Origin of the sequence: Bradyrhizobium sp. SZCCHNGR1005 (assembly GCF_032489995.1) — a bacterium.
Taxonomy (GTDB): Bacteria; Pseudomonadota; Alphaproteobacteria; order Rhizobiales; family Xanthobacteraceae; genus Bradyrhizobium.
The window spans coordinates 314634-334654 of sequence record NZ_JAUEZC010000005.1; the positions used below are offsets into that span (position 1 = coordinate 314634).

Below are 20021 nucleotides of genomic sequence, written 5' to 3' on the forward strand. Positions count from 1 at the left end.
CGACCATCCGAATGGGTCGTGCAAGCAAGATCTAATTTATATTGAGTGAGAGGCGCAGGTTCAGAGGTTGTAGCAGGTCGGGCGGTGGAGACATGCCGACCGTCCCGCGCGCGAGAAGGGTGTGCAGATCCGCATCCGCCTGCACATTCTTCAGCGGCGGAAACGCCACCTTCTCGATCGTGCCTTGCGCACCGACCCAGGTCTGCACCGTGAATGCTTGGGGTGGACCGTCATCCTTGCCGCGGTGCTCGACCAGATAACTCCGAAACCGATTTGCGATTTCATCATCGGCGCTGATGTTCGCTTCGAAATGAGTCGTCACGAGCTTTGCAAAGGCCGCCCAATGCGAAGGCGCGCCGGCGACCGGGCGATAATCCTGCGCCCGTGCTGGGTTGAGCAAGCAGAGCAGCCAGCAGATGATCGCGATCGCAGACGAATATCGATAGCCGACCGATGATCCCGACCTCCATGCCATCTATCGCCTCCCCACTTTAAGGTCTTCGGGCGCCGCTGTGATGTCCTCAGCTCAACAGGACAAGACCGCCGGGCAGAGTCCGCGCATCGGCACCGAACAGACTCTGCACCTGCGCAATGAAATCATCGAGATGATCGAGATAGAACGTGCCCGATATCATGCGTCGGCCAAGTCCTCCCATCACCACGATCCGGCCCGGCCGATAGCGGTTGATTTCCTGGACCAGCCGTTCGACCGGCCAATCGCGGACGATCAGGAGGCCATTCAACCAGGCCTGTGTCTGCTCGATGTCGGCATCCGAGACCGGCATCAGGCCGGCTTGCGCAGAATAAGAGAGCTTCTGGCGGCCGGCGAGCGCCGCGCGTTGCCCCTTCCATTCGATCTCGACGCTTCCCTCGATGCACGACACCGAAACCCTGCCGTCGAGGCATCTGACGTTGAAGATCGCCTGCTGCGCGCTGATCTGCCCACCGGCTGCACCGATCACAAACGGGACCTCGGCCTCACGTGCGGCCTGAACGGCGGCTTCACCTGAGATCAGCTCGATCGACGGCCGCCCCGGCGTACGCCGAACGGTAACGCTTGTCTGCGTGTTGAGCGTGAGCGAGACGTCCTCCGCCAGAGAAATGCGACGCCGCTCCCCCTTGGCGGTCCGGTAGTCCGCCGACAGTTCCTCCCAAGATGGCCATAAGCCAAATGGCGGTTGCGCAGCCAAATAGATGCCGGCCAAGGACGCAGCAGTTGCCATCCCGCCGCCGATCAGCACGCGGCGGCTCAGGTGTGAATTCGTGGCCAGGCGACGCGCTTCGGTGCGACCGCCACTGTGCGGCTCGGCCTGCGCCGCCAGCGTCCGCGCCGCATCTCCAAGACCACGCCACAGTCTGACGGCGTCGCGAAAAGCGGCATCATGTTCAGGACTGCGCTGCCGCCACAGCGCGAGGGCGGCCGCATCCTCCGATGTTGCCTCTCCCGAATGCAGGCGAATGACCCAAGCGAGGGCTTGGCGCAACAACGGGTCCAGTTCGGAAGGCATTTCGTTGCGTGCAGTCAAAGCCGGTCGCTCTTCTCTCTCCGCCGGAAAGCGGCGGCATTCCCGATCACAGCGCGCAGGTCCTGATCAGTAGACGATCCAGCCCCGACCGGACTGAATCGAAAACATCGCGTCGGCGGGCTTTCAAGCTGTTTGTTGGCTGGAACAATCAATCATTCAAAGCTTTTTGCGTGGAATTTTTCGCGGCCAAGTCCTTCCCGGCCGGCCGCTCCGGCCGAAATCCCAGTGCCGCTTCCCGCGCCAGTCTGTCAGTCGCAGGCTCGCGGCTTGGCTTTCGGTCCAAAACGGCGAAGAACCTTGCGACCGAGGCGCTGGCCGAGGTGCTCCATAGCATATTGCAAATCGAAATCGACCGTCCGAACGTTGATCCCGAGGCGGTCGGCAATCTCGCGATGCGGGAGCTGGTGGACATGGGCTGCGATGAAAACGTCGCGCCGACGGGTCGGCAGTTCCGCCAGCGCCTTCTCGAATTCCTGCATTTCGATGCGCGATTCCGCCGCCGCTGCCGGATCCGGTGCTTCGTCGGCGAGATCGACGATCGTCTCAATCTCCGCCGCGCTCAGGAGCTGCTGATCGCCTCTGCGCCTGTCACGCGCAACGTTGAGCGCGGTCTGAAACAGATAATCGAGCGGGCTGCGGACCTCGACTGCATCACTGACCCGGTCGACACGAAGGAAGGTCTCGTGCAGCGCCTCACGGGCAAAGTCCGCGGAGCCCAGGCGGCGGGCTAAGCGCCTGGTCAGCCCTTCGTAATCGGCCGCAAGGGACTCTCGCAGCGATTTGCTATTCGAATCGGACACTTACGCTGCCCCATCCCGCTGCCGTTCGGCGCGCAACGGCACTCCGCCCCACCAACGTACCTATCGACCGCGGGTGACAATGGCGTGACGGTGGATGGGGCCGAACAGGCCTCTCACCAACCAGATCGAGCCCGAGCGAGGCTGGCGGACCGGTCGTGCCTCGCCGCGGCCCCCGCTTGTCGATCCCCGTAGTCCCCCGGCGCGAGCAGCGAGCGCGCGACCTATCGCAGATAACTTGCCAGGGTGAGGCTCTGGATCTTCGAAATCGCCGTATAGGATGCAGTAAGCTGGGCCTGATAGGTCGAGAGCTGGGCCGTGATCGACGCCACGTCGACGCTGGTGAGATCGGTGTTGAGGCTCTCGGCGTAGCTCTTGAAATCGCTCTGCAGCGATTTCGCGCTCTCGATCTGCGACGTGGCGTTCGAGAGCTTGGCTTGAACCGTCGCAACATCGTCGACGGCGCTGTCGGCGAGTTTCAGCGCGCTGGTGATGTCGCTGCCCGACAGCGACGAGCTGTTGGCGACGAACTTCAAGACCCGCATCACCTCCTCGACGGCCGAGTTGTCGGCGCTGATTCCATAGGTCACGCTCTGACCGTCCGAGACACGGACGGAGGCGAGCTCGCTGTCGCCCTGGTAGTAACTGGTATCCGTTCCGGTCAGCGAGCCGGTCCCCGAGGCGAAGCTGGACAGATCGACGGCAGCGGTCGAGGTCTTGGCCCCGCTGAAGACATATTGGCCGTCGTATTGCGTGTTGAGAATTCCTCCCATCTGCTGCAACAGCTGTTGCGCGGTGCTGATCGCCGATGCCTGCTCCGTGCTGCTGCCCGTCGTGGCGGCACTGAGCGCGGTCCGCAACTGGCTCACCACGTCCGAGATTTGGCCCACTGCCGAATACAGCACCTGCGCCTTGCTGTCGGCCAGCGTCGCAGCGTCGATGTAGGATTGCGCGCGCGTCACCGAGACCTGGAGATTGACGACGTGCTGGGTGTCGGCGCCGTAGCCGGCGAGATATTCCGACTTCAGACCTGATGCCTCCTGGACCTGCATATTGGCCATGATCGCCTGCGTCCGCAGCGCGCTGGAGACCATCTGGTCGGTATTGGCGAAAGTGGCAATCCGCATGATCATGACACTGTTCTCTCGTCCCGACTAACTAACCCGACTGCATCGCGGTGATGAGCGACGAGAACATGCTGTTGACCGCCGAGATCAGCTGCGAGGCCGCCGCGTATTTGTTTTGCAGCGCGCTGATCCGCGCCGTCTCCTCATCGATATTGACGCCAGTCTCCGAGGATAGCGAACTTGCGTAAGTGGATTGCGCAGTCGTCTTTGCCGTATACGCCGAGGACGCTTGCGACGCCTTACTGGCGACATTGGCCACGATCGCTGCGGCATAGTTGGCGAAAGAGCCGGTGGTGGCGCTCAGCCCACCGGCAGCCGAAAAGCTTCTGGAGCCGGTCAACGCGTTGTAGATACTGTTGATGACGGTCGCCGAACCGGAGGTCAACACCGGACTGCCCGTCGTCAACGTGGCGGAGCCATCGAGCGTATCCGTCGGCAGCCCCGAACTGCCGGACAAGATGCTGCTCCGAACCGCGAAGTCGGAGGCGCCGGTCCCGGTGACCAGATCGTTCATCCCGAAATAGTCGGAGAAGCCTACCCCGCTCACCGAGCTCGTCATGTCGTTGATGGCCACGCCGTCGCCGGACGTGGTCGAACCGATCACCAGATGCCCGCTGGAATCGATCGATGCCGAGACGCCGGAGATGCCGTTCAGCGCCGTCACGAGATCGCCGACCGTCGAGTAGGATGACAGGTCGAGATCTTGATAGGAAACCAGATTGCCGCTCTGGTCGGAGACCGCAATCCGGACCGAACCGGTCGCCGACAAGGCATCCGTGCTCGTGACCGACGCCGTACCGGTCAGACTGGTCGGCGCCGGCACCGAGGATGCCCCGTTGGTGATCGCGTTCAGCGTCGATTTCAACTGCGTCGCAAGTTGGTCGAGCTGCGACTGTTCGGCCGGCAACGTCTGGTCACGCAGCGTGATCAACGCGCCAATCTTGCCTGAAGTGATCTGCGAGGTGATGTCGACCCCGTCGACCGTGATCCCGCTGAAGCCGCCCGAGCTATAGCTGGTCGACGCGGTGACATTTGCCGACGTCGAATAACTCAGTGTATGCGCCGACGAATCCACGAGCGCTCGCCCCGACGATGTGTAGACCTGCAAGTCCCCGTTCGATGCCGTGTAGTAGCTCACGTTCATATAGGACGACAGGTCTTTCAGTGCCGAATTTCGCTGATCCTCAAGATCCGCGGTCGATTGTCCGGCCGCGCCCATCTTCCTGATCTGGACGTTCAGGTCGGCGATCTGCTTCAGGTCGCTATTGATGCTGGTCACCGACGAGCCGATGTCCTGATCCGCGTTTGACCGCAGAGTCTGGATGCCCTGCGAGGTATCGCGCAATTGGGAGGCCACATCGTCGAGCGCGCTCACCACCGCCGACTGCAGCGAGACGCTGCTGGGTGAACTCGCCAGCGACGACAGCGCTGACTCCAACGACGCCAGAGAATTGGCGACCGAAGTGCCCGAGGTCGAGGTACCTGAGCTTGATGCGCTGCCGAACAGCTGCTCGAGCTGCGTCATGTAATTGTTGGTGGTGTCGGCCGAGCCGAGATCGGACGTGGCAGAGATCAACGACTTCAACAACAGCTTGTCGACATTGCTGCTGATCCCGGTGATGGTTACTCCGGTGCCGACACCGCCCGTCACACTGGTGGTCTGATCGGCAGTCTTCTTGGTATAGCCCGCCGTATCTGCGTTCGAGATGTTCGACGACGCCACGCTGATCTGCGTCTCTGTCGCCATGATTCCGCTGAACGCGATCAGCCGTGCAACATCGAGCGACATCGCTTTTGCTCCACTCCTATCCGCGCCTCAGGCTTGAACATTCGTCCCGTAGGATACCGCACGCGCGGTGCGGCGACCGCCCGATCCGTAGGGCGAGACGCTGGCGATCTGCTCACGGATCGCCTGCATGACCGCCTCGATCCGGCGATTGCTCGCCTCGATCGCCGCCCGCAGCCGCATCAGATTCTCGTCCATGGCCACCCGCAGGTTCAGGATCCGCTCCATCAGCTGCTCGCGCAGGACCCGATCCTGGACATGCAGGCTCGCGGTCCTTGCCGCGCATTCGGCGACGCGCTGCTCAAACAGACCCGCAAGACGGTTCTTGTCGTCGAGCTGCTTCGAACGCGACGCCGGCAGGCCTTTGGCAAGCTCCAAGTTCTCCTCGGACACCACCGCCACCAATTCGTCGATCAATGCGATCAACGATTTCACACCATCATCGCCGCCGTGGCCGGGTGCGGCCTGGATTGCTGGATTCATCTTGTCGCTCCCGTATCGTTCTCAATGACCGTTCCGCTGCGGCGAGCCGGCCGTCCGCGCCACACGCGCATAAGTGTTCAATGCCGCGACCCTGACCGCCGCCAGCTTCCGTTCCTCGTCGAGCAGCGCACACTCGCGCAGCAGCTTGCGACGTACCGTCTCGATATCGTCGATCAGCGCGAGCAACTGCATTCGATCCGCACCGTGAACCCCAGCCGCACGGATCTTCAGCCGGCGCAACCGGCGCAGCAATGCCTCGCCCTCACCGAGCCGTTCTTCCTTCAGATCGGCCATGATCACCTCATCGCCGAGATCAGGGTGTCGAACATCTTGTTCACCGACGTGACGACCTGGGATGCCGCCGAATAGGCCTGCTGAGCCGAGATCATGTTGCTGAACTGGCCTGTGGTGTCGGTCGTGCTCGATTCAAGCTCGCTGCCATAGACGGTGCCGGCGCTGCCCTCTCCCGAGGTCTGTAGCTTTGCCGTGCCGGAGTCCGCGGTCGCGGTATACATGCCGTCGCTATGGGCCTGCAGACCATTCGGATCGGCGAAAGTCGCGACGGCCACCTTGTAGATCGGAACGGTCTGGCCGTTCGAATAAGTCGCCTCGACGACGCCTCCCTGGCCGATCGATACGCTGGTCAGCGTACCCAGCGCGGTACCGTCCGAGTTGGCGCTGAAGTCAGTGACGCTCGGCGTGGTGCTGCCCGATGACAGCTGGGTCAGGCCATTCGTGCCGCCGTTCTGCGTACCGAAATTCATCGAGATCGCGCTGCTATTGGCGCCGTCAGTCCACTGGATGTTGAGGGGATCCACCTCACCCGTGGTGGCATCCGTCGGCGAGACGGTGCTGAGGGAGCCGTCACCGTTGAACGTGATCGTATAGGTGGCGGCGCCGCCATTGACTCCGATCGAGCTGACGTCGGAGGCGTTCGCCGGCGCGAAAGTCGCGCTCCACGTGTTACTCGCGGTTTTGGTCCAGGTGACGTCGAGCGTGTGCGCGTCTCCTAAGGAATCGTACACCGTCATCGAGCTGCTGAACGAGCTGCCGTCCGTCGGCGTCGTTGTCGTGGAGGTGTTGACGACCGCATCCGACGGCAAATTGGCGGTAATTGTCGACTTGGTCGTGGCACCGCCGTTCGACTTCGCGATATCGGTCTTGACCGGCTCGAGCCCGCTGCCAACGACGTTGCCGTTGGCGTCGGTGCGATATCCTTCCAGATAGTAACCGTTATTGACGAGATAGCCGCTGTTGTCGGTCGTGAACGCGCCATTTCGCGTATAGGACGTGGATCCCCCTGCATTGAGAGAATTGGTCACGACGAAGAAGCCGGAGCCAGAGATCGCAACGTCCGTGGCATTTGTCGTAGCCGACAACAGTCCTTGTTGCGTGATATTGGAGCGACCGGATACGGCGACGCCGCCGGACGAATAAGCTTTGCCGCTCGTTCCCGTTACCAGCTGATCGAACATCCCCGAGGTGGTCTTGTAGCCCGTCGTATCGGCATTGGCGATGTTGTCGCTGATCATCGCAAGCGACGAGCTCTGCGCATTGAGCGCAGAAATCGCCGAGGAAAGTGCTCCAGAAAGACTCATAATCCAACTCCGAATAATGCTGTCAGGAGGTTACGCCGATGATGTTCGCGGCACTGACCGACGCGCCGCTCACGGTAAGCGAGGGCGTGCTGGTCGAGGTGTCGATACCGGTCACGGTGCCCGTGATCGTCGTGTAGTTGAGGACCGAAGTGCCGGCTGCGTTGGTCGCCGACACCGAGATCGTGTACTGTCCGCCGTCACTGAGCTGATTGCCGGATGAGTCTTTGCCGTCCCAGGTGAACGAGTTAGACCCCGCATTGCCGGTTCCGGTGCCGGTCCAGACAGTGTTGCCGGAGGAGTCCTTGATCGAGATCGACACGTTGGAGGCGACTGAGGACAACGAATAGCCGTAGGTCGCCGATCCGTTGGACAGCGTCGCAGTATCGCTCTTCGCCTCGACCGTGTGGCCGATGTAGTTGACCGAATTCAGCGTCACCAGGCTGGAGAATGAGCTCGCCAGCGAGCTCATGCTGGTGTTGGTCGCCGATTGCTCGGTGAAGGTGGCGTAGGACGTCATCTGGTTGACGAAGTCCGTGACGCTCGTCGCATTCAGCGGATCCTGGTTCTGCAGTTCGCTGACGAGCAACTTCAAGAAATCGGTCGAACTCATCGCCGTGCTCGACGACGAACTGGAGGACGACGTTGATGAATTCGAGGTCGTTGAACTCGTTGCCGAAACCGTCATGGCAAACTCCGGACCTGCTCGTGTGGCTCACGCGCCGGGCCACGTCGCAAGCTTGCGATCATGGCGGCGTTTGCAGATCAAACGGACGGCACGCCGAATTCAGGCGGAGAAAGATTGGGCGGAATTATTTGATAAGACGGCAGAATTTGCCGCCGCGCCGCCATGCAGGCGGCAAAAAAAGCCGATCGACTCGGCCCTGTCGAGACCGGCAGCACGGTGCCCAAACAGAATGGATTAAAATAAGAAACATGGACGCGACGTCGCGTCCGGTAAGGCGCCGGCGAAGCCTATGCGCCCTGGAAGCGATCAGCCCGGATGCGGCGCGTCGACGACGGCCTCAACCGTCCCCTCGTCCGCCGCTGGCGTCACCGCCTCGAGCCGGCCCGCCGCAGCGACGATTCGGTCGGCCAGACCGGCCGGCGCGCGAACCGCTGGCGACGAAAGTGCCTGACGCAACGCGCGCGCCTCTTCGAGCAGCGCGCGTGCTTCCGGCGATGATGCCAATAATTCTGCTGCAATCTGACGCTGCCCTTCGGGCCAGCAGGAGACGTCCTCTCCCAATCGATCGATCAGATCTTCGAATTCCCTGACGTCCATCGTCCGCCCAATCCAGCGTCTCCCGGAGCGTCATAAACCATTCGTGGGCAACACGAAATTGATATCACCTGTCGCAGCAGACCACCCTAACCTGATACCTCAATCCAAGCGAACCGGCAGCGTAAATGCACACTACGATGCACAATCGCGACCCAAACCGCGGACGGGGGCGAGCCCCTCCCAGACCCGATTCGCCGAGGTCCGCGAATCAGGCCAGCCGGCCGGAGCGGCGCTCAGTTGCGCCGCAAGGCGACCGTCAACGTCGCGGGATCGAATGCCCGGCAGAGCGTGGCCCACCCTTGGTCGCGGCATCGGTTGCCTCCCAGGCATCCCGCAGTTCGGCAATGCTTGCGATGATGCGTTGGTAGTTCTCCCGCATGTGCGGGCGACCATACGAGCGCAAGGCCGCCAAAATCAGCGAATTGTAGGTCCGGAACAACCGCTCCGCGACCGCACCGCCACGGACCGAATCGAGATGGTGGCTCAAACCACGCAGGATGGCGGTTGCCCGCGTCAAGTGTTCATGCCCTTCCTCGAAACGTCGCGCCTCCTGGGCGTGCAGCGATTTCTGCAAGTACATGGCGGCGCCGTTGAGCAGCATGATCACGGCTTTGAGCGGCGGAACTGCAACGGCTGCACCGCGGTAGGCCTGGTTGGCGCGATAGGCCATCGAACTCTGTGTCATCAGTTACTCGAATTCACATTGAGAAGAGCTTTGAGATAGGTCAGCGTGTTGTTTGCGCTCTGAATCGCGGCTTGATACTTGGCGTATTGCGTCTGGAGCTGGGCCTTATATGTCGACGCAGCACTCTCGATATCGTTGACCTTGCTGGTCATCGTATCGTCCTGGCTCGTCAGATTATCGATCAGCGTCTGCAAGGAGCCACTGGTTCCCGAAGCATCCTTTGCGAGCTGATAGATCTGCGTGGCAAGGCCCTGGGTCGACGTCACCGTGATCGATTGTGAGGTCGAACCGGTATAAGTGAAGGCCATTCCCGCATAGATGGTTCCAGAATTGCCGATAATGGTGTTACCGCTGATCGTGAATAGCGAGCTATCCCCTCCAACCGAGGCCGAGGTGAGATTGCCCGAGGAATCGACGGCCACGTCGAGCGTAAACGATTGCGGCGAGGTTCCGGTGTTGACGATGCTAAGCTGACTGGACGACGTCGTCGTCTGTGCCGACAACAGCGCCGTCACACCACTCAGATTGGTGCTGAGGATCGTCGACAACGTCCCGGTGTCAAGCTGCAGTTCGTTCTTGCTGTTGAAAGAAAGGCCGAGATCAGCCATCGTCATGCCGCCTACCGAAGTGCTCAGCACACTCTGGAGTTGGTTCATGATGTCGCGCATGGTGCCGTCGCCGAACAGCACCGCGCTCGACGAGGCGGTACCGTCTGAATTCGTGGCCTGTTGAGCGATCACAGCGTCCCGAAACGCGTTGTAGTTCGTCACGAAAGTTTGCAGAGCTGACTGAATCTGGCTCGTATCCGTGCCGATGCTGACGTCGATCGAGGTGCCGCTCGGGGTGGCCTGCAGCAGGTTGAAGGTAACCCCGCTCAGCACGTCCGAAACGTCGTTGGTGTCGCGGGTCAATGAGACACCATCGAGGGTGAAATTCGCCGCCTGCGCCGTCTGCAGCACCGTCGAGAACGCCCCCGAGCTGTCGGTTACGCCAAGCTTGTTCAAAATGTCGTCGCCGGACGTGCTCGAATAGGTGATATTGGCGGCATCCTGGGTTCCGGTCAGCACCAATTCGTAGGAGCCGGTCGAAACCTGGAGGATCGATGCCTGTACATTCGTGGTGGAAGTCTGGGCATTGATCGCGTCGGCGACGTCCTGCAGAGTCATGCTGCTCGTCACCGTGATGCTCGTTGTGCTGCCCCCGGAAAGACCGAGCGTAAATGTTCCGGAATAGCCGAGCGCGGTGGTCTGGCTGGACTGGCTGCTGCCGGCGACCTTCTGGGCCGTCGCGATCTGGCTGATCGTCAGCGTGTGATCACCGGTCGCCGCACCACTGTTGACCGACATCGACAGCGCTGACGAGGCGCTCACATCGCCGGTCGAGCTGAGGGTTGCCGCGCGGGTTGCGAAAACGTTGGTCGCGAGCGAATTGACGACCGAGGTGGCCAGCGAGGCCAAGCCGGACGAAAGCGTGCTGAGATTAGTCTGCAGTGTCTGGTAGGCCGAGATTTTCGCCTGGTTGGCGGTGATCTTGGTCTGGATCTGCGTCGCCTGCGTCAACTTGGCATTGACGGCGGAGTCGATCAGACCGGTCCAGTCGATGGAGCTGGTCGTGCTGGTGCCTGATGTCGTGACGGAGCTGGAGCTTGACGAAGATGACGAGGATGACGTCGTACTGCTCGTGCCCGAGGTCGCGCTGCTCACTGTCATGATTTGGGGCCCGCCTTAGCAAGTGCCGGGCCGGCATCGCGCCGGCCCGGAAGATCGCACATCAGCCGAGAAGCTTCAGCAGATATTGCGGCATCTGGTTTGCCGCGGCTTCCGCCGAAACGGCCGCCTGGGTCTTCACCTCGGCGGACGACAGCGTCGCCTGCTCGGCGGCGATATCCACGTCCTTGATCGCCGAGTTGGCGGACTGCAGGTTCTGGGTCTGGGTCGAGATCGAGTCGGCGCTGAAGTTGAAGCGCGATTCCTGCGCGCCGATCTCGGCGCGCGCCTTGGAGACCGTGTCGATCGCGGTGTCGAGCGCCGACAGGGCCGCGGTGGCGCCGCTCTGGGTGCTGACGTCGAGCGAGGTGATCGCGAGAGAGCTCGAGCTCAGGTTGGAGAGCGTGATGTTGATGGTATCGGAGCTGGAAGAGCCGACCATCACGGCGACGCCCGACGTGAAGGTGGCGCTGCTGCCGTCGAGCAGGCTGGTGCCGCTGTAACGGGTACCCGACGCGATCGAGTTGACCTGGCTGATCAACTGCGAGAACTCCGACTGGATGTAGGTGCGGCTGGAGTTGGTCGTGGTGCCCGAATCCGATTCCGAGGCCAGCGACTTCATGCGCGCCAGGATGTCGCTGATGTTGGAGGCCCCGCCGTCGGCGGTCTGCAGGATCGCCGTTGCCTGGGAGACGTTGGTCGCGGCCTGCTGCAGCGTGGTGATGTCCGAGGAAATGCGGGTGGAGATCGCGAGACCGGCAGCGTCGTCGGACGCTGAAGTGATACGCGAGCCGCTCGACAGCTTCGAGAGAGCGCTTGTTTCCTGGTTCGAGTTGATGTTCAGGTAGCGGACGGCCGAGTTGGCCGCAACGTTGGTGGAAATTGCAGGCACAGTGAAGACTCCTGAGTGGTCGGCGCGACAGGCCGGATCGTGGAAGGACTGACGGTGCGGATCAGCCCCGTCTGTTCGATCAAACGGAGAGTCGTGCCGGGATCAGGCGAAAATTCTTTCCGCCGTGGAGCTTATGATTAGCAGTCGGTAAACGCACCGCGGATGTCGCGCTCGTGCCGACGCAGCAATTCACGCAGCTGTTGGCGCCCGCGCTTGAGCAGCGACTCCACCGCGGCGATGGTCGTGTCCATCACGTCGGCGATCTCGCCATTGCTCATATTCTCATGATAGGACAGGATGACTGCAACGCGCTGCTGCTCAGGCAGCCTCTGCATCGCAGCCTCGAGCAGATCGTTCATCTCGGCGCGTTCGATGACGCTGCTGGCGTCAGGCTTGGAATCCGCAACCTCCGGAACGACGTCGACATTCTCGGTGCGCGGCTTGCGCCGCAGATCGATGCAGCGATTGCTCACCACACGATAGAGCCAGGTCGAGAACTTCGCCCGGCCGTGCTGCCAGCGTCCCCGATGAGTCCAGACCTTCAACATCGTGTCCTGCACGACATCCTCTGCATCGGCTGCGCTGCCGACGATCCGCAACGCGATCGCGTAGGCGCGGTCGATGTGACGCTCGACGAGCTGCCGAAAAGCCGTCTCATCCCCGGTTGCCAGCCGATCGAGCAGATCCTTGTCCTCGTCGAATACGGCATCGCTACAGGGGGGCGCGCCGTCCGGCACGATTGCGGCCGACTCTTGCCAAGGCACCGTCGCAACCTCTTGCTGGGCCGGTTCCTTGACCGCCTCGAACTCGGCGGGAGCCCAGACATCAAGCGCGTAGCTCATTCCTCAATCTCCAACCCCCAGCGCCGAATGCACAGACTCCAAACGGCTTCCACCCCTTGAACGCCGCAGGCGAGCAAGTCAGGCGAACTATTTTCGTTATTTTTCAATAGCTTAGGGGGAATGTTTTGCCCACCTGCAGGCAAAAAATGCCGGACGGAGCGACGCCGCCGTCCAAACAGAGACCAAGTGAAGCATTCAGTCCGCATCGCAGGACATTCATCTGGAAAGGAAAATCAGCAGGAAACGCAGCTGTTACGCGGACTCTACGTGGCTCATGCGGCAGGCGCACGAGGCGGAAGATGACCGGCTCTGCTGAGCAGAGTCTCGCACGAAGCGATCTCCGTACTCGGCAACTTTTTCCGAATCACGAACTCAAAACTATCCGATTTTTCGAATCTGTCAGTCGTCACGCGCGCGTTTTTGAACTGCGCGATGATTTTTTTTGAAATTCGAGCGCCTGATTTGGTGCGACCGACCGTTAATAGCATACGGAGCGGGGGATTTTTTCAGATGAAGGTCGCAGCGGTCGGCGCAATGCGTCGAGCGAAGCTTGTTGCTGCGTGCTCGTTCGATGTTTTCGATACGTTTGTAGTACGCGCCTGCACTATGCCGGATGGCGTTTTCGAACGGACTTATGAGCTCTCAGGCTTATCTGTCACGCATCCGAATGTTACAGAACATTTCACTCAGCATCGCATTCGCGCGGAAACGCGCGCCCGCGGTGAGGCCAAGAAGAAGCGTGGATCGGCCGAAGTCCGGATCACCGACATATATTCTTTCTTTCCTTTCAAGCTGTTTGGCCTCGATCGCGACGCTCTGAACGACCTGGCTGTTGCCGAGTTTCGCGCCGAGCTCGATCTCTGCCGCACCAACCCGGACATGCTTCAGCAATATCTGGAAATGAAGCGGCAAGGTTTTCGCGTCGGCTTTATTTCGGACACCTACTGGACCACGAAGCAGCTTGCTCATTTGTTGCGCAACTGCTGTCCCGACTTGAGCTGGGATTTTCTGTACGCCTCATGCGAGCATGGCCACGGCAAGAGCGAAAAGCTGTTCGCCAAATATCTTGCCGAGCAGAAGGTCGACCCGGCGAAGTCGTTTCACATCGGAGACAATGAGCGCGCGGACATCCAGGGTGCGCGCCGGCATGGCATTCGGCCCCGCTACTATCCGCAGGCGAGCGCCCAATTGGCCTCCAAGCTGCAGCGGGAAGCCGCGTTGTTCGAGCTCTTGTCGCCGGGCCGACCGGCCCGACTGGATCATGGGCTGCGCACCTTGCGGCGAATGATCGCCGCCCAGACCGCGGAACGATATCCCGCGTTCCATCTCGGCATGACGGTGATCGGCCCGGTCATGGCTGCATTCGAGGCCTTTATCGAATCCCGCTGTGCTGCGTTGAGGCAGGCCAGCGGAAAGGTGGCCCTGGGCTTTCTCGGGCGTGACGGCTTTCTCTCGCATCGCGTTTGGCAGAACCGACGTGATGATGCCCACTACATCGAGGTGAACCGCCGCGTGGCCGTGATCGCCGCCGCCGACACGCTCGAGCCGCTGCGCAAACTGCTTGAGACGATTCCCGCACTCGACGCACACAGCTTCTTCGGTATCAGCAAGGTCCTGCCACCGGCTGTGGCCAACTTCTTCGCCACCCATTCCGATGGTGTCGTCAAGGGTTCGGAACTTGCGGACGCCCTTCCCGACCTCATGAGCCGGCGTGAAAGCATGCAACTCGCCTCCGGCATGCGGTCGCGTCTGCTCGATTATCTCCGTGCTGCAATTCCCGAGTTCGACTCCTGCACAGACCTGGTGCTGGTCGATCTCGGCTATTCCGGCAGCGTGCAGAAGGCCTTGCGCCGCGTCTTCGACCGCGAAGGCGTCAAGATCAGGCTGCACGGCACCTATCTGCTCTCCGTCGACGATGCATTTCACGATCTCCCGCGAGGCGACAGCGCCAGCGGCCTGATCTCCGACCTCGTCGTGACGCCGCACATGAAGCGCGCCCTCCTCCGTAACGTCGCGCTGCTCGAACAGCTGTGCAGCTCTGCGGAAGGATCCGTCCGCGACTATTGCGGCAGAGACGTCCTCCACGAAACCAATCCGCTTCCCGCCGCGCAGCTCGCATGCGTGGCCGAAGTCCAGGCCGGCGCCATCGCGTTTGCCTCAGCTGCGCGCGATTTGGCGGCGACCTATCGGCTCCAGCCATTCATCCCGTCGGATGTCTCGGCACGCTGGACCGCGGCGACCTTGGCCCGCCTGCTGTTGCTCCCGGATGACGACGAACTCGCTTTGCTCGGAGGCTTCCAACATGACGTCAATCTCGGGACCGCTACGCTGCAACCGTTGATCGACAGAAGCTTCATCGATAATCAGCTGATCGCCCGTGGCCTTAGCTCTGCGTGCGCCGCCGAGGAGCCGCCGATGTGGCTGGCCGGAAGTCTCGCCTCGATCTCGCCCGCGCATTCCTATCTCTACACGCTGTTCGGCGCCAACCGGCTGCCGCCCGACGTGTTTGGCGAAGCGGCCTGCGACAGGCTCGAGGTTGGCCTATTCAAGGCCGACGGTTCTGCTTCGATGGAACAAATTACCCTATACCGGACGGGGCTCGGCGACATCAGGATCCGCATTCCAGTCTCACGCGGGATGAAGATCGAGATGATCGTGCTGCCGCTCGCCAAATTTGCACGCGCGGGAATTCTGCATGGCATCACCGTTCAGAGCGGCGAGACCGTCGCGGAGGCAGCCAAGTCTGCCGACGTAACAGCCCTTCCCGACGATAGACTGACGTTTGCAAACCTCGAACGTCAGGGCCGCCACTATCACGCCACGAGCGAGGACGGCTGCCTCATCGTTCCAGTGCTGGCCGCCAAGGGCGATGTCAGTGTCTACACCGTCGCTCTCACGTCTCTCAACCATGATCGGATTAGCACCAGCCGACCGGCCGCGTCCGATGAGAACCCCTGGCGAATGATCGCGTCCCAACTCGGCGAACAAGGCACGGCAACGGCGACATGATTAGTCCGCCTGATCCGACGTCGTGATCCGTTCTAGCTCCGAGGAGCCAGGAGCATGATGGGCAGCAACACCGACCGGACCGACGATACCAGCACAGCGCTTGGAGGGGTGTTGAAGTCTCAAGGAGTCAAGCTTGGCGATGCGCAAAATCGCCGGATCGAATGGCTGATACGCAGCTTCGGTCGCGCCGAGATCTGGGGAAGCGGCGCCCGCCCCGGAAGCGGCCGTGTTGTCATCGTGATAGACCCACCGAGCGGCGCAGGCGCGGAGCTATTATACCGCTCGTTGGATCCGACGGCTGCGGTCGTGATCCCGTTCGGCGAAAATCCCGCCTTCGACTTCCTGAAGTCCAAGCTGTCGGAATTCGGAACGGTCGGCACATGCGGTGCCGACGGCCCTCATGAACTCTGGTGGGGCGGCCTCCACTGGAGGTCACCGGCCAGCGCGACACAGGTTAAGGGCCCCCTCGTCGTGTCCTGCTATCCCCGTGCACTCGGCGATATGACGGCCTACCATTTGAAGAGCTCGCTGGAGCGGCTCGGGTTGAGCTTCATTGTCGAGGCTATCGACAGCGTTCACGACGACCGCATGCTCGCATTCGAGAAGGCCGACTTCATTGCCCGCATGTGGGAACGGCACGCTCAGCCGCTACTATTCGTCGATACCGACACGATGCTGCAGTCCGCACCGGAACTGCCGGTCGAAGCGGCCTGCGATTTCGCCGTCCACAAGTGGAACGGCTGGGAGATGTCGGCGCGCACCCTGTATTTCGGGCGCTCGAATGCCGCCGAAGCGATGCTGCGGACATGGCAGACCCTCGCCCATTCCTATCCTGCCGTGTGGGAAGCCTATCTGCTAGACCAGGCCTGGAGCCTGACCTCGTCGCAAATTCCGCTCGACACGCTCTGGCTGCCCCGCGCCTATCACGCCATCGCCGGCGAAGCCGGCGCGAAACTCGCGACGATCGTCCATAATCTCAGACCGACGACTGCAGATCTCGGTCCGGATTCGGACTTTGCCGATAGGGTCCGGGCCGCGCGACGTGCCGGCCGCATCGGCGCACGGGACGCGTTGCTCGTGCTCAATTCGGCGGTCCGATCGAACAAGGCGGTCACCGTGATCCTGCGCGACTTCGAAGCCGCAGGAGCGCGCGCCACCGCAGCCAGCATCCAGGCCGTGACCAGCGCGTTCGCTGCCGACTGCGGCGGCTTCGCGCGGCTCGAGCTGTCGCTCTGCCCCTGGCAGGACGATGTGCAAGTCGCAAAAGAGGCCGCATTCCTCGCCGACAACCGGGTGATCGAGATCGCTCCCACACAGAATCTTCCGAGTGATCTGTTCCGTTCGCTCGCGACCTCCGAGTCCGCGATGCAACCGGCCCGCGTGATGCGCAATCCCCGCTGAATTCAGGACCCGAAGCCACATGCTCAACACGATCATCCTTCTGACCGGCAGCCGCGACCAGCAGATGGCTTTGACCGAACTGCTCAAAGCGCACAATCCGGGCCTGTCGTTCCGCTGCGCCGTCACCCTGGCCGAGCTCGAAGCCATCGACCCCGCGGTGCTCACCAACGCGCGGCTCGTCGCATTTACGACGGGCGTGATCGTCCCGGCACGCATCCTTCGCGCGCTCGGCCATGGCGCCTATAATTTCCATCCAGGTCCGCCGGACTATCCGGGCTGGGCTCCGGCCCATTTCGCACTCTACGACGATGTCAAACGCTTCGGTGCGACCGCGCATGTGATGGAAGCGCGCGTGGATTGCGGCGCTATCGTTGGCCTCGAAGAATTCGACATTCCCGACGGCATCGAAGTCCGCGGCCTGGAACAGATGGCGTTCGTGCGGCTCGCTTATCTGTTCTGGCGCATGGCTCGCGACATCGCCTGCGAAAGCGCGCCGCTGCCGGCGTTGGAGGTTGCGTGGCACGGCATCAAGAGCACGAAGCAGATGTATGCTGCGATGTGCGACATGCCCGCCGGCATCGCGGCGACCGAGATGAAGCGCCGCATCCGAGCCTTCCACGACGACTTCCGCGGCATTCCGCTGACGGTGACGCTGCATGGCATGCGCTTTCAGCTCGTTGGCGCCACCGCACCCCAACCGATTGCAGCGGTGGTCGTGGAAGCGCCGCCGCTCGCGCTCGCGTCCTAGATCATGATGCGATTACAAGGAATCGCATCATGATCTCATCTCTTTGATTGAGTATGATCTTTTCGGAAAACCGGTTTCCACTTTTCCGAATCATGCTCTAACTCAACGTTTGAGCGGCTTGACCGCGGCGTCGCACAGCCGCGCCTCCCAGCCATGACGCTCCAACTCCGGATCGTCATGCTCCTCCTCCGGCCAGCCGACGCAGAGATAGGCTATGAGCGTCCAGTCCGGCGGCAGGTCGAGCGAACTGCAGGCTGCCTGCGGATCGAGGATCGAAACCCAGCCGACCCCAAGTCCTTCTGCGCGGGCCGCAAGCCAGAAGGTCTGGACCGCCGCGACGACGGAATAGCGCAGCATTTCCGGCATCGTCTTGCGACCGAGACCATGGCCGGTCTCGGTCGCTTCGTCGGCGCAGACCACGAGATGCACCGGCGCCTGGGTCAGCCCTTCCAGCTTCAGCTGTGCGTAGATCGCACGCCGCTCGCCGTGATAGCCTTCCAGCGCAGCCTGGTTCGCGGCCTTGAAGTTGGCTACGATGGCGGCACGCCGTCTCGGATCTTCGACCAGCACGAAGCGCCAGGGCTGGCTGAAGCCGACCGAGGGGGCGTAGCACGAGAGCGCCAGCAGCCGCTCGATCAGCTCCGGGCTCACCGGCGCGGACAGGAAGCGGCGGACGTCGCGCCGCCAGCGCACCAGCTGTGCAAAGCGATCCTTGAACGCGGCGTCGAACTTCGGCGGCTCCGGTTTCGGCTCGCTCATGACGCCTCTCCGCTCACGGCGTGAAGAAACGATCCGCTGACCGGACCGCGGCGCGCCCCCGGCTCTGCGATGGCGCCGCCCACTGCATCACAACACTCGATCAGCGGATCGTCGGCTTCCGCCAAGATCGAAGCATAGTGAAATTCGTGGCCGAACACGATCGCATCCCGTGCGCCGAGCGCGCAATCGGCGAGCAGCCGCGCGCGACGGTAGCCGAGATGGAGCCGCCGCTTGGCGAAGGAGGTCTCGAGCGACAGCAGACCCGCCATGGCGTGGCGAGCCCCCTGCGCATCCTCCAGGCCGGTCCCCAACACCATGTAGCCACCGCATTCGCCGTGGATGCGCGCCCCTCTCTCGGCCGCAAGCCGCAAGCCGCCGAGGAAACGATCGGCCGCGGCCAGCCGGCCGGCATGCAGTTCCGGATAGCCGCCCGGCAGCCATACGGCATCGGCCGACCCGTCCGGGGCCTCGTCCGCCAGCGGTGAAAAGGTCACGATCTCGGCACCTGACTCACGCCAATGGCGCGTGAGATGTGGATAGCTGAAGGAGAATGCAGCATCCGAGGCCAGCGCGATCCGTTGCCCCGGTGGCTTGATCCCGAAGCCTGCGGCGCCCGCATCATGTGACCCGCCCGCCATCGGCCGGGCCAACGAACTGATCACGTCGAGATCGGTGGTTTCGCAGATCCGATCCGCTAAACGATCAAGATGCTGCTCGATCGATCCGATCTCCTGGGCCTGAACCAGGCCAAGATGCCGTTCCGGCAGCACGAGCTCTTGGTCGCGGATCAGGGCGCCCAGCAGCTTGATCCCGATCCGCACGAAAGCGGGCTCGATCAACGCGCGATGCCGCGCACTGGCGACGCGATTGAGGATCACGCCGGCAATCTCGATGTCGTCGCGATAGCGTGCGCAGCCGAGCGCGACCGCGGCGGCCGTCTCGGCCTGACCGCTGACGTCGATGACCAGTACGACGGGCCAACCAAGCAGCGCCGCCAAGTCGGCTGCCGAGCCCCTGCCCGCACGACCCGAACCCGGCGCGCCGTCGAACAAGCCCATGACGCCTTCAACGATGGCGAGATCGGCACCGGCCGTCGTGTCGCTCGCCAACCGACGAAGCTGCGGCGCTGACATCGCCCAGCAGTCGAGATTGTAGCTCGTCCGCCGGGCGGCAACCGAATGGAAGGCGAGATCGATGTAATCCGGTCCGCACTTGAACGGTTGGACCCGCGTTCCACGCCGGACCATGGCCCGCATCAGCCCAAGCGCGATCGTGGTCTTGCCGGCGCCGGAACGCGGCGCGGCGATGATCAGCCCTTTTGGTCCGGCCACCGTCATGGCCGTGGTACCGTTCCAACGCAGCAAACTGTGCTATGCGATC

21 protein-coding genes are annotated in these 20021 nt (G+C 62.2%); 4 read left to right on the plus strand and 17 right to left on the minus strand.

The features are described from left to right. Nucleotides 1–31: 31 nt before the first annotated feature. The 9 genes from QXZ85_RS23155 to QXZ85_RS23195 form a co-directional block, all read right to left on the minus strand. Nucleotides 32–475 (minus strand): hypothetical protein, encoded by a 444-nt coding sequence (locus QXZ85_RS23155; protein ID WP_315727875.1) that lies wholly within the window; start codon nt 473–475, stop codon nt 32–34. Nucleotides 476–521: 46 nt separating this feature from the next. Beyond that, nucleotides 522–1484 carry a FecR family protein gene (locus tag QXZ85_RS23160; RefSeq protein ID WP_315727873.1) on the minus strand — a complete coding sequence of 321 codons (963 nt, stop codon included), beginning with the start codon at nt 1482–1484 and terminating at the stop codon, nt 522–524. Nucleotides 1485–1774: 290 nt separating this feature from the next. After that, a complete protein-coding gene (locus QXZ85_RS23165) occupies nt 1775–2326 on the minus strand; it encodes an RNA polymerase sigma factor (RefSeq protein WP_316174866.1) in 552 nt (183 codons plus the stop codon). A gap of 221 nt (nt 2327–2547) precedes the next feature. Continuing rightward, nucleotides 2548–3456: a flagellin gene (locus QXZ85_RS23170; RefSeq protein WP_315705562.1), complete on the minus strand. Its 909-nt coding sequence runs from the start codon at nt 3454–3456 to the stop codon at nt 2548–2550. Nucleotides 3457–3481: 25 nt separating this feature from the next. Further along, nucleotides 3482–5239 carry a flagellar hook-associated protein FlgK gene (gene flgK, locus QXZ85_RS23175; RefSeq protein ID WP_315768020.1) on the minus strand — a complete coding sequence of 586 codons (1758 nt, stop codon included), beginning with the start codon at nt 5237–5239 and terminating at the stop codon, nt 3482–3484. 27 nt (nt 5240–5266) lie between these two features. Then, the gene (locus QXZ85_RS23180; RefSeq protein ID WP_315727869.1) at nt 5267–5719 is read right to left on the minus strand and encodes a flagellar protein FlgN; all 453 of its coding nucleotides are present in this window, start codon (nt 5717–5719) and stop codon (nt 5267–5269) included. A 21-nt stretch (nt 5720–5740) separates the two neighbouring features. After that, complete coding sequence (locus QXZ85_RS23185) at nt 5741–6013, minus strand: hypothetical protein (RefSeq protein ID WP_315727867.1); 273 nt, start codon at nt 6011–6013, stop codon at nt 5741–5743. A gap of 2 nt (nt 6014–6015) precedes the next feature. After that, nucleotides 6016–7317, minus strand: a complete 1302-nt coding sequence (gene flgE, locus QXZ85_RS23190; protein WP_315745372.1) for a flagellar hook protein FlgE — start codon at nt 7315–7317, stop codon at nt 6016–6018. 22 nt (nt 7318–7339) lie between these two features. After that, nucleotides 7340–8002: a flagellar hook assembly protein FlgD gene (locus QXZ85_RS23195; RefSeq protein WP_315727865.1), complete on the minus strand. Its 663-nt coding sequence runs from the start codon at nt 8000–8002 to the stop codon at nt 7340–7342. On the opposite strand from QXZ85_RS23195, the gene QXZ85_RS23200 reads away from it, so the two are divergent. Then, on the plus strand, nt 7932–8240 hold the full coding sequence (locus tag QXZ85_RS23200) for a hypothetical protein (RefSeq protein WP_315768078.1): 309 nt from the start codon (nt 7932–7934) through the stop codon (nt 8238–8240). The two genes, QXZ85_RS23195 and QXZ85_RS23200, sit on opposite strands and share 71 nt — an antisense overlap. A 68-nt stretch (nt 8241–8308) precedes the next feature. On the opposite strand, the gene QXZ85_RS23205 is transcribed toward QXZ85_RS23200, so the two are convergent. The 6 genes from QXZ85_RS23205 to QXZ85_RS23230 form a co-directional block, all read right to left on the minus strand. Next, nucleotides 8309–8599 carry a hypothetical protein gene (locus QXZ85_RS23205; RefSeq protein ID WP_315705556.1) on the minus strand — a complete coding sequence of 97 codons (291 nt, stop codon included), beginning with the start codon at nt 8597–8599 and terminating at the stop codon, nt 8309–8311. Between the two features lie 256 nt (nt 8600–8855). Then, nucleotides 8856–9284, minus strand: a complete 429-nt coding sequence (locus QXZ85_RS23210) for a flagellar export chaperone FliS (RefSeq protein ID WP_315745369.1) — start codon at nt 9282–9284, stop codon at nt 8856–8858. Continuing rightward, on the minus strand, nt 9284–10993 hold the full coding sequence (gene fliD, locus QXZ85_RS23215; protein ID WP_315768021.1) for a flagellar filament capping protein FliD: 1710 nt from the start codon (nt 10991–10993) through the stop codon (nt 9284–9286). The genes QXZ85_RS23210 and fliD overlap by 1 nt, the downstream gene beginning before the upstream one ends. A gap of 61 nt (nt 10994–11054) precedes the next feature. Next, a complete protein-coding gene (locus QXZ85_RS23220) occupies nt 11055–11882 on the minus strand; it encodes a flagellin (protein ID WP_315705552.1) in 828 nt (275 codons plus the stop codon). Between the two features lie 137 nt (nt 11883–12019). Then, nucleotides 12020–12724, minus strand: coding sequence for an RNA polymerase sigma factor (locus tag QXZ85_RS23225; protein ID WP_315705551.1), 705 nt, complete (start codon nt 12722–12724; stop codon nt 12020–12022). A 648-nt stretch (nt 12725–13372) separates the two neighbouring features. Beyond that, a complete protein-coding gene (locus QXZ85_RS23230; protein ID WP_315768022.1) occupies nt 13373–13693 on the minus strand; it encodes a hypothetical protein in 321 nt (106 codons plus the stop codon). 24 nt (nt 13694–13717) lie between these two features. Between QXZ85_RS23230 and QXZ85_RS23235 the strand changes: the two genes are divergently transcribed. The 3 genes from QXZ85_RS23235 to QXZ85_RS23245 are packed head-to-tail and all read left to right on the plus strand — an operon-like array spanning nt 13718 to nt 17882. Further along, nucleotides 13718–15733 (plus strand): hypothetical protein, encoded by a 2016-nt coding sequence (locus QXZ85_RS23235; RefSeq protein WP_316174862.1) that lies wholly within the window; start codon nt 13718–13720, stop codon nt 15731–15733. A 54-nt stretch (nt 15734–15787) separates the two neighbouring features. Beyond that, complete coding sequence (locus QXZ85_RS23240) at nt 15788–17134, plus strand: hypothetical protein (RefSeq protein ID WP_315705548.1); 1347 nt, start codon at nt 15788–15790, stop codon at nt 17132–17134. A gap of 19 nt (nt 17135–17153) precedes the next feature. Further along, entirely contained in the window at nt 17154–17882 is a 729-nt protein-coding gene (locus QXZ85_RS23245; RefSeq protein ID WP_315705547.1) for a formyltransferase family protein, read from the plus strand. A 102-nt stretch (nt 17883–17984) separates the two neighbouring features. Here QXZ85_RS23245 and bluB read toward each other — a convergent pair whose 3' ends face one another. Together bluB and QXZ85_RS23255 are read right to left on the minus strand one after the other, a co-directional pair. Then, nucleotides 17985–18641: a 5,6-dimethylbenzimidazole synthase gene (bluB, locus tag QXZ85_RS23250; RefSeq protein WP_316168688.1), complete on the minus strand. Its 657-nt coding sequence runs from the start codon at nt 18639–18641 to the stop codon at nt 17985–17987. Then, nucleotides 18638–19978 (minus strand): cobyrinate a,c-diamide synthase, encoded by a 1341-nt coding sequence (locus QXZ85_RS23255; RefSeq protein WP_315745359.1) that lies wholly within the window; start codon nt 19976–19978, stop codon nt 18638–18640. Before QXZ85_RS23255 ends, bluB begins: the two co-directional genes overlap by 4 nt. Between the last annotated feature and the right edge of the window lie 43 nt (nt 19979–20021).

Coding starts and splice junctions, on each gene's coding strand:
- QXZ85_RS23155 (WP_315727875.1), bottom strand. CDS start 475: ATGGCATGGAGGTCGGGATCATCGGTCGGCTATCGATATTCGTCTGCG.
- QXZ85_RS23170 (WP_315705562.1), bottom strand. CDS start 3,456: ATGATCATGCGGATTGCCACTTTCGCCAATACCGACCAGATGGTCTCC.
- flgK (WP_315768020.1), bottom strand. CDS start 5,239: ATGTCGCTCGATGTTGCACGGCTGATCGCGTTCAGCGGAATCATGGCG.
- QXZ85_RS23180 (WP_315727869.1), bottom strand. CDS start 5,719: ATGAATCCAGCAATCCAGGCCGCACCCGGCCACGGCGGCGATGATGGT.
- QXZ85_RS23185 (WP_315727867.1), bottom strand. CDS start 6,013: ATGGCCGATCTGAAGGAAGAACGGCTCGGTGAGGGCGAGGCATTGCTG.
- flgE (WP_315745372.1), bottom strand. CDS start 7,317: ATGAGTCTTTCTGGAGCACTTTCCTCGGCGATTTCTGCGCTCAATGCG.
- QXZ85_RS23195 (WP_315727865.1), bottom strand. CDS start 8,002: ATGACGGTTTCGGCAACGAGTTCAACGACCTCGAATTCATCAACGTCG.
- QXZ85_RS23205 (WP_315705556.1), bottom strand. CDS start 8,599: ATGGACGTCAGGGAATTCGAAGATCTGATCGATCGATTGGGAGAGGAC.
- QXZ85_RS23210 (WP_315745369.1), bottom strand. CDS start 9,284: ATGACACAGAGTTCGATGGCCTATCGCGCCAACCAGGCCTACCGCGGT.
- fliD (WP_315768021.1), bottom strand. CDS start 10,993: ATGACAGTGAGCAGCGCGACCTCGGGCACGAGCAGTACGACGTCATCC.
- QXZ85_RS23225 (WP_315705551.1), bottom strand. CDS start 12,724: ATGAGCTACGCGCTTGATGTCTGGGCTCCCGCCGAGTTCGAGGCGGTC.
- QXZ85_RS23230 (WP_315768022.1), bottom strand. CDS start 13,693: ATGAGCAAGCTGCTTCGTGGTCCAGTAGGTGTCCGAAATAAAGCCGAC.
- QXZ85_RS23240 (WP_315705548.1), top strand. CDS start 15,788: ATGATGGGCAGCAACACCGACCGGACCGACGATACCAGCACAGCGCTT.
- QXZ85_RS23245 (WP_315705547.1), top strand. CDS start 17,154: ATGCTCAACACGATCATCCTTCTGACCGGCAGCCGCGACCAGCAGATG.
- bluB (WP_316168688.1), bottom strand. CDS start 18,641: ATGAGCGAGCCGAAACCGGAGCCGCCGAAGTTCGACGCCGCGTTCAAG.
- QXZ85_RS23255 (WP_315745359.1), bottom strand. CDS start 19,978: ATGACGGTGGCCGGACCAAAAGGGCTGATCATCGCCGCGCCGCGTTCC.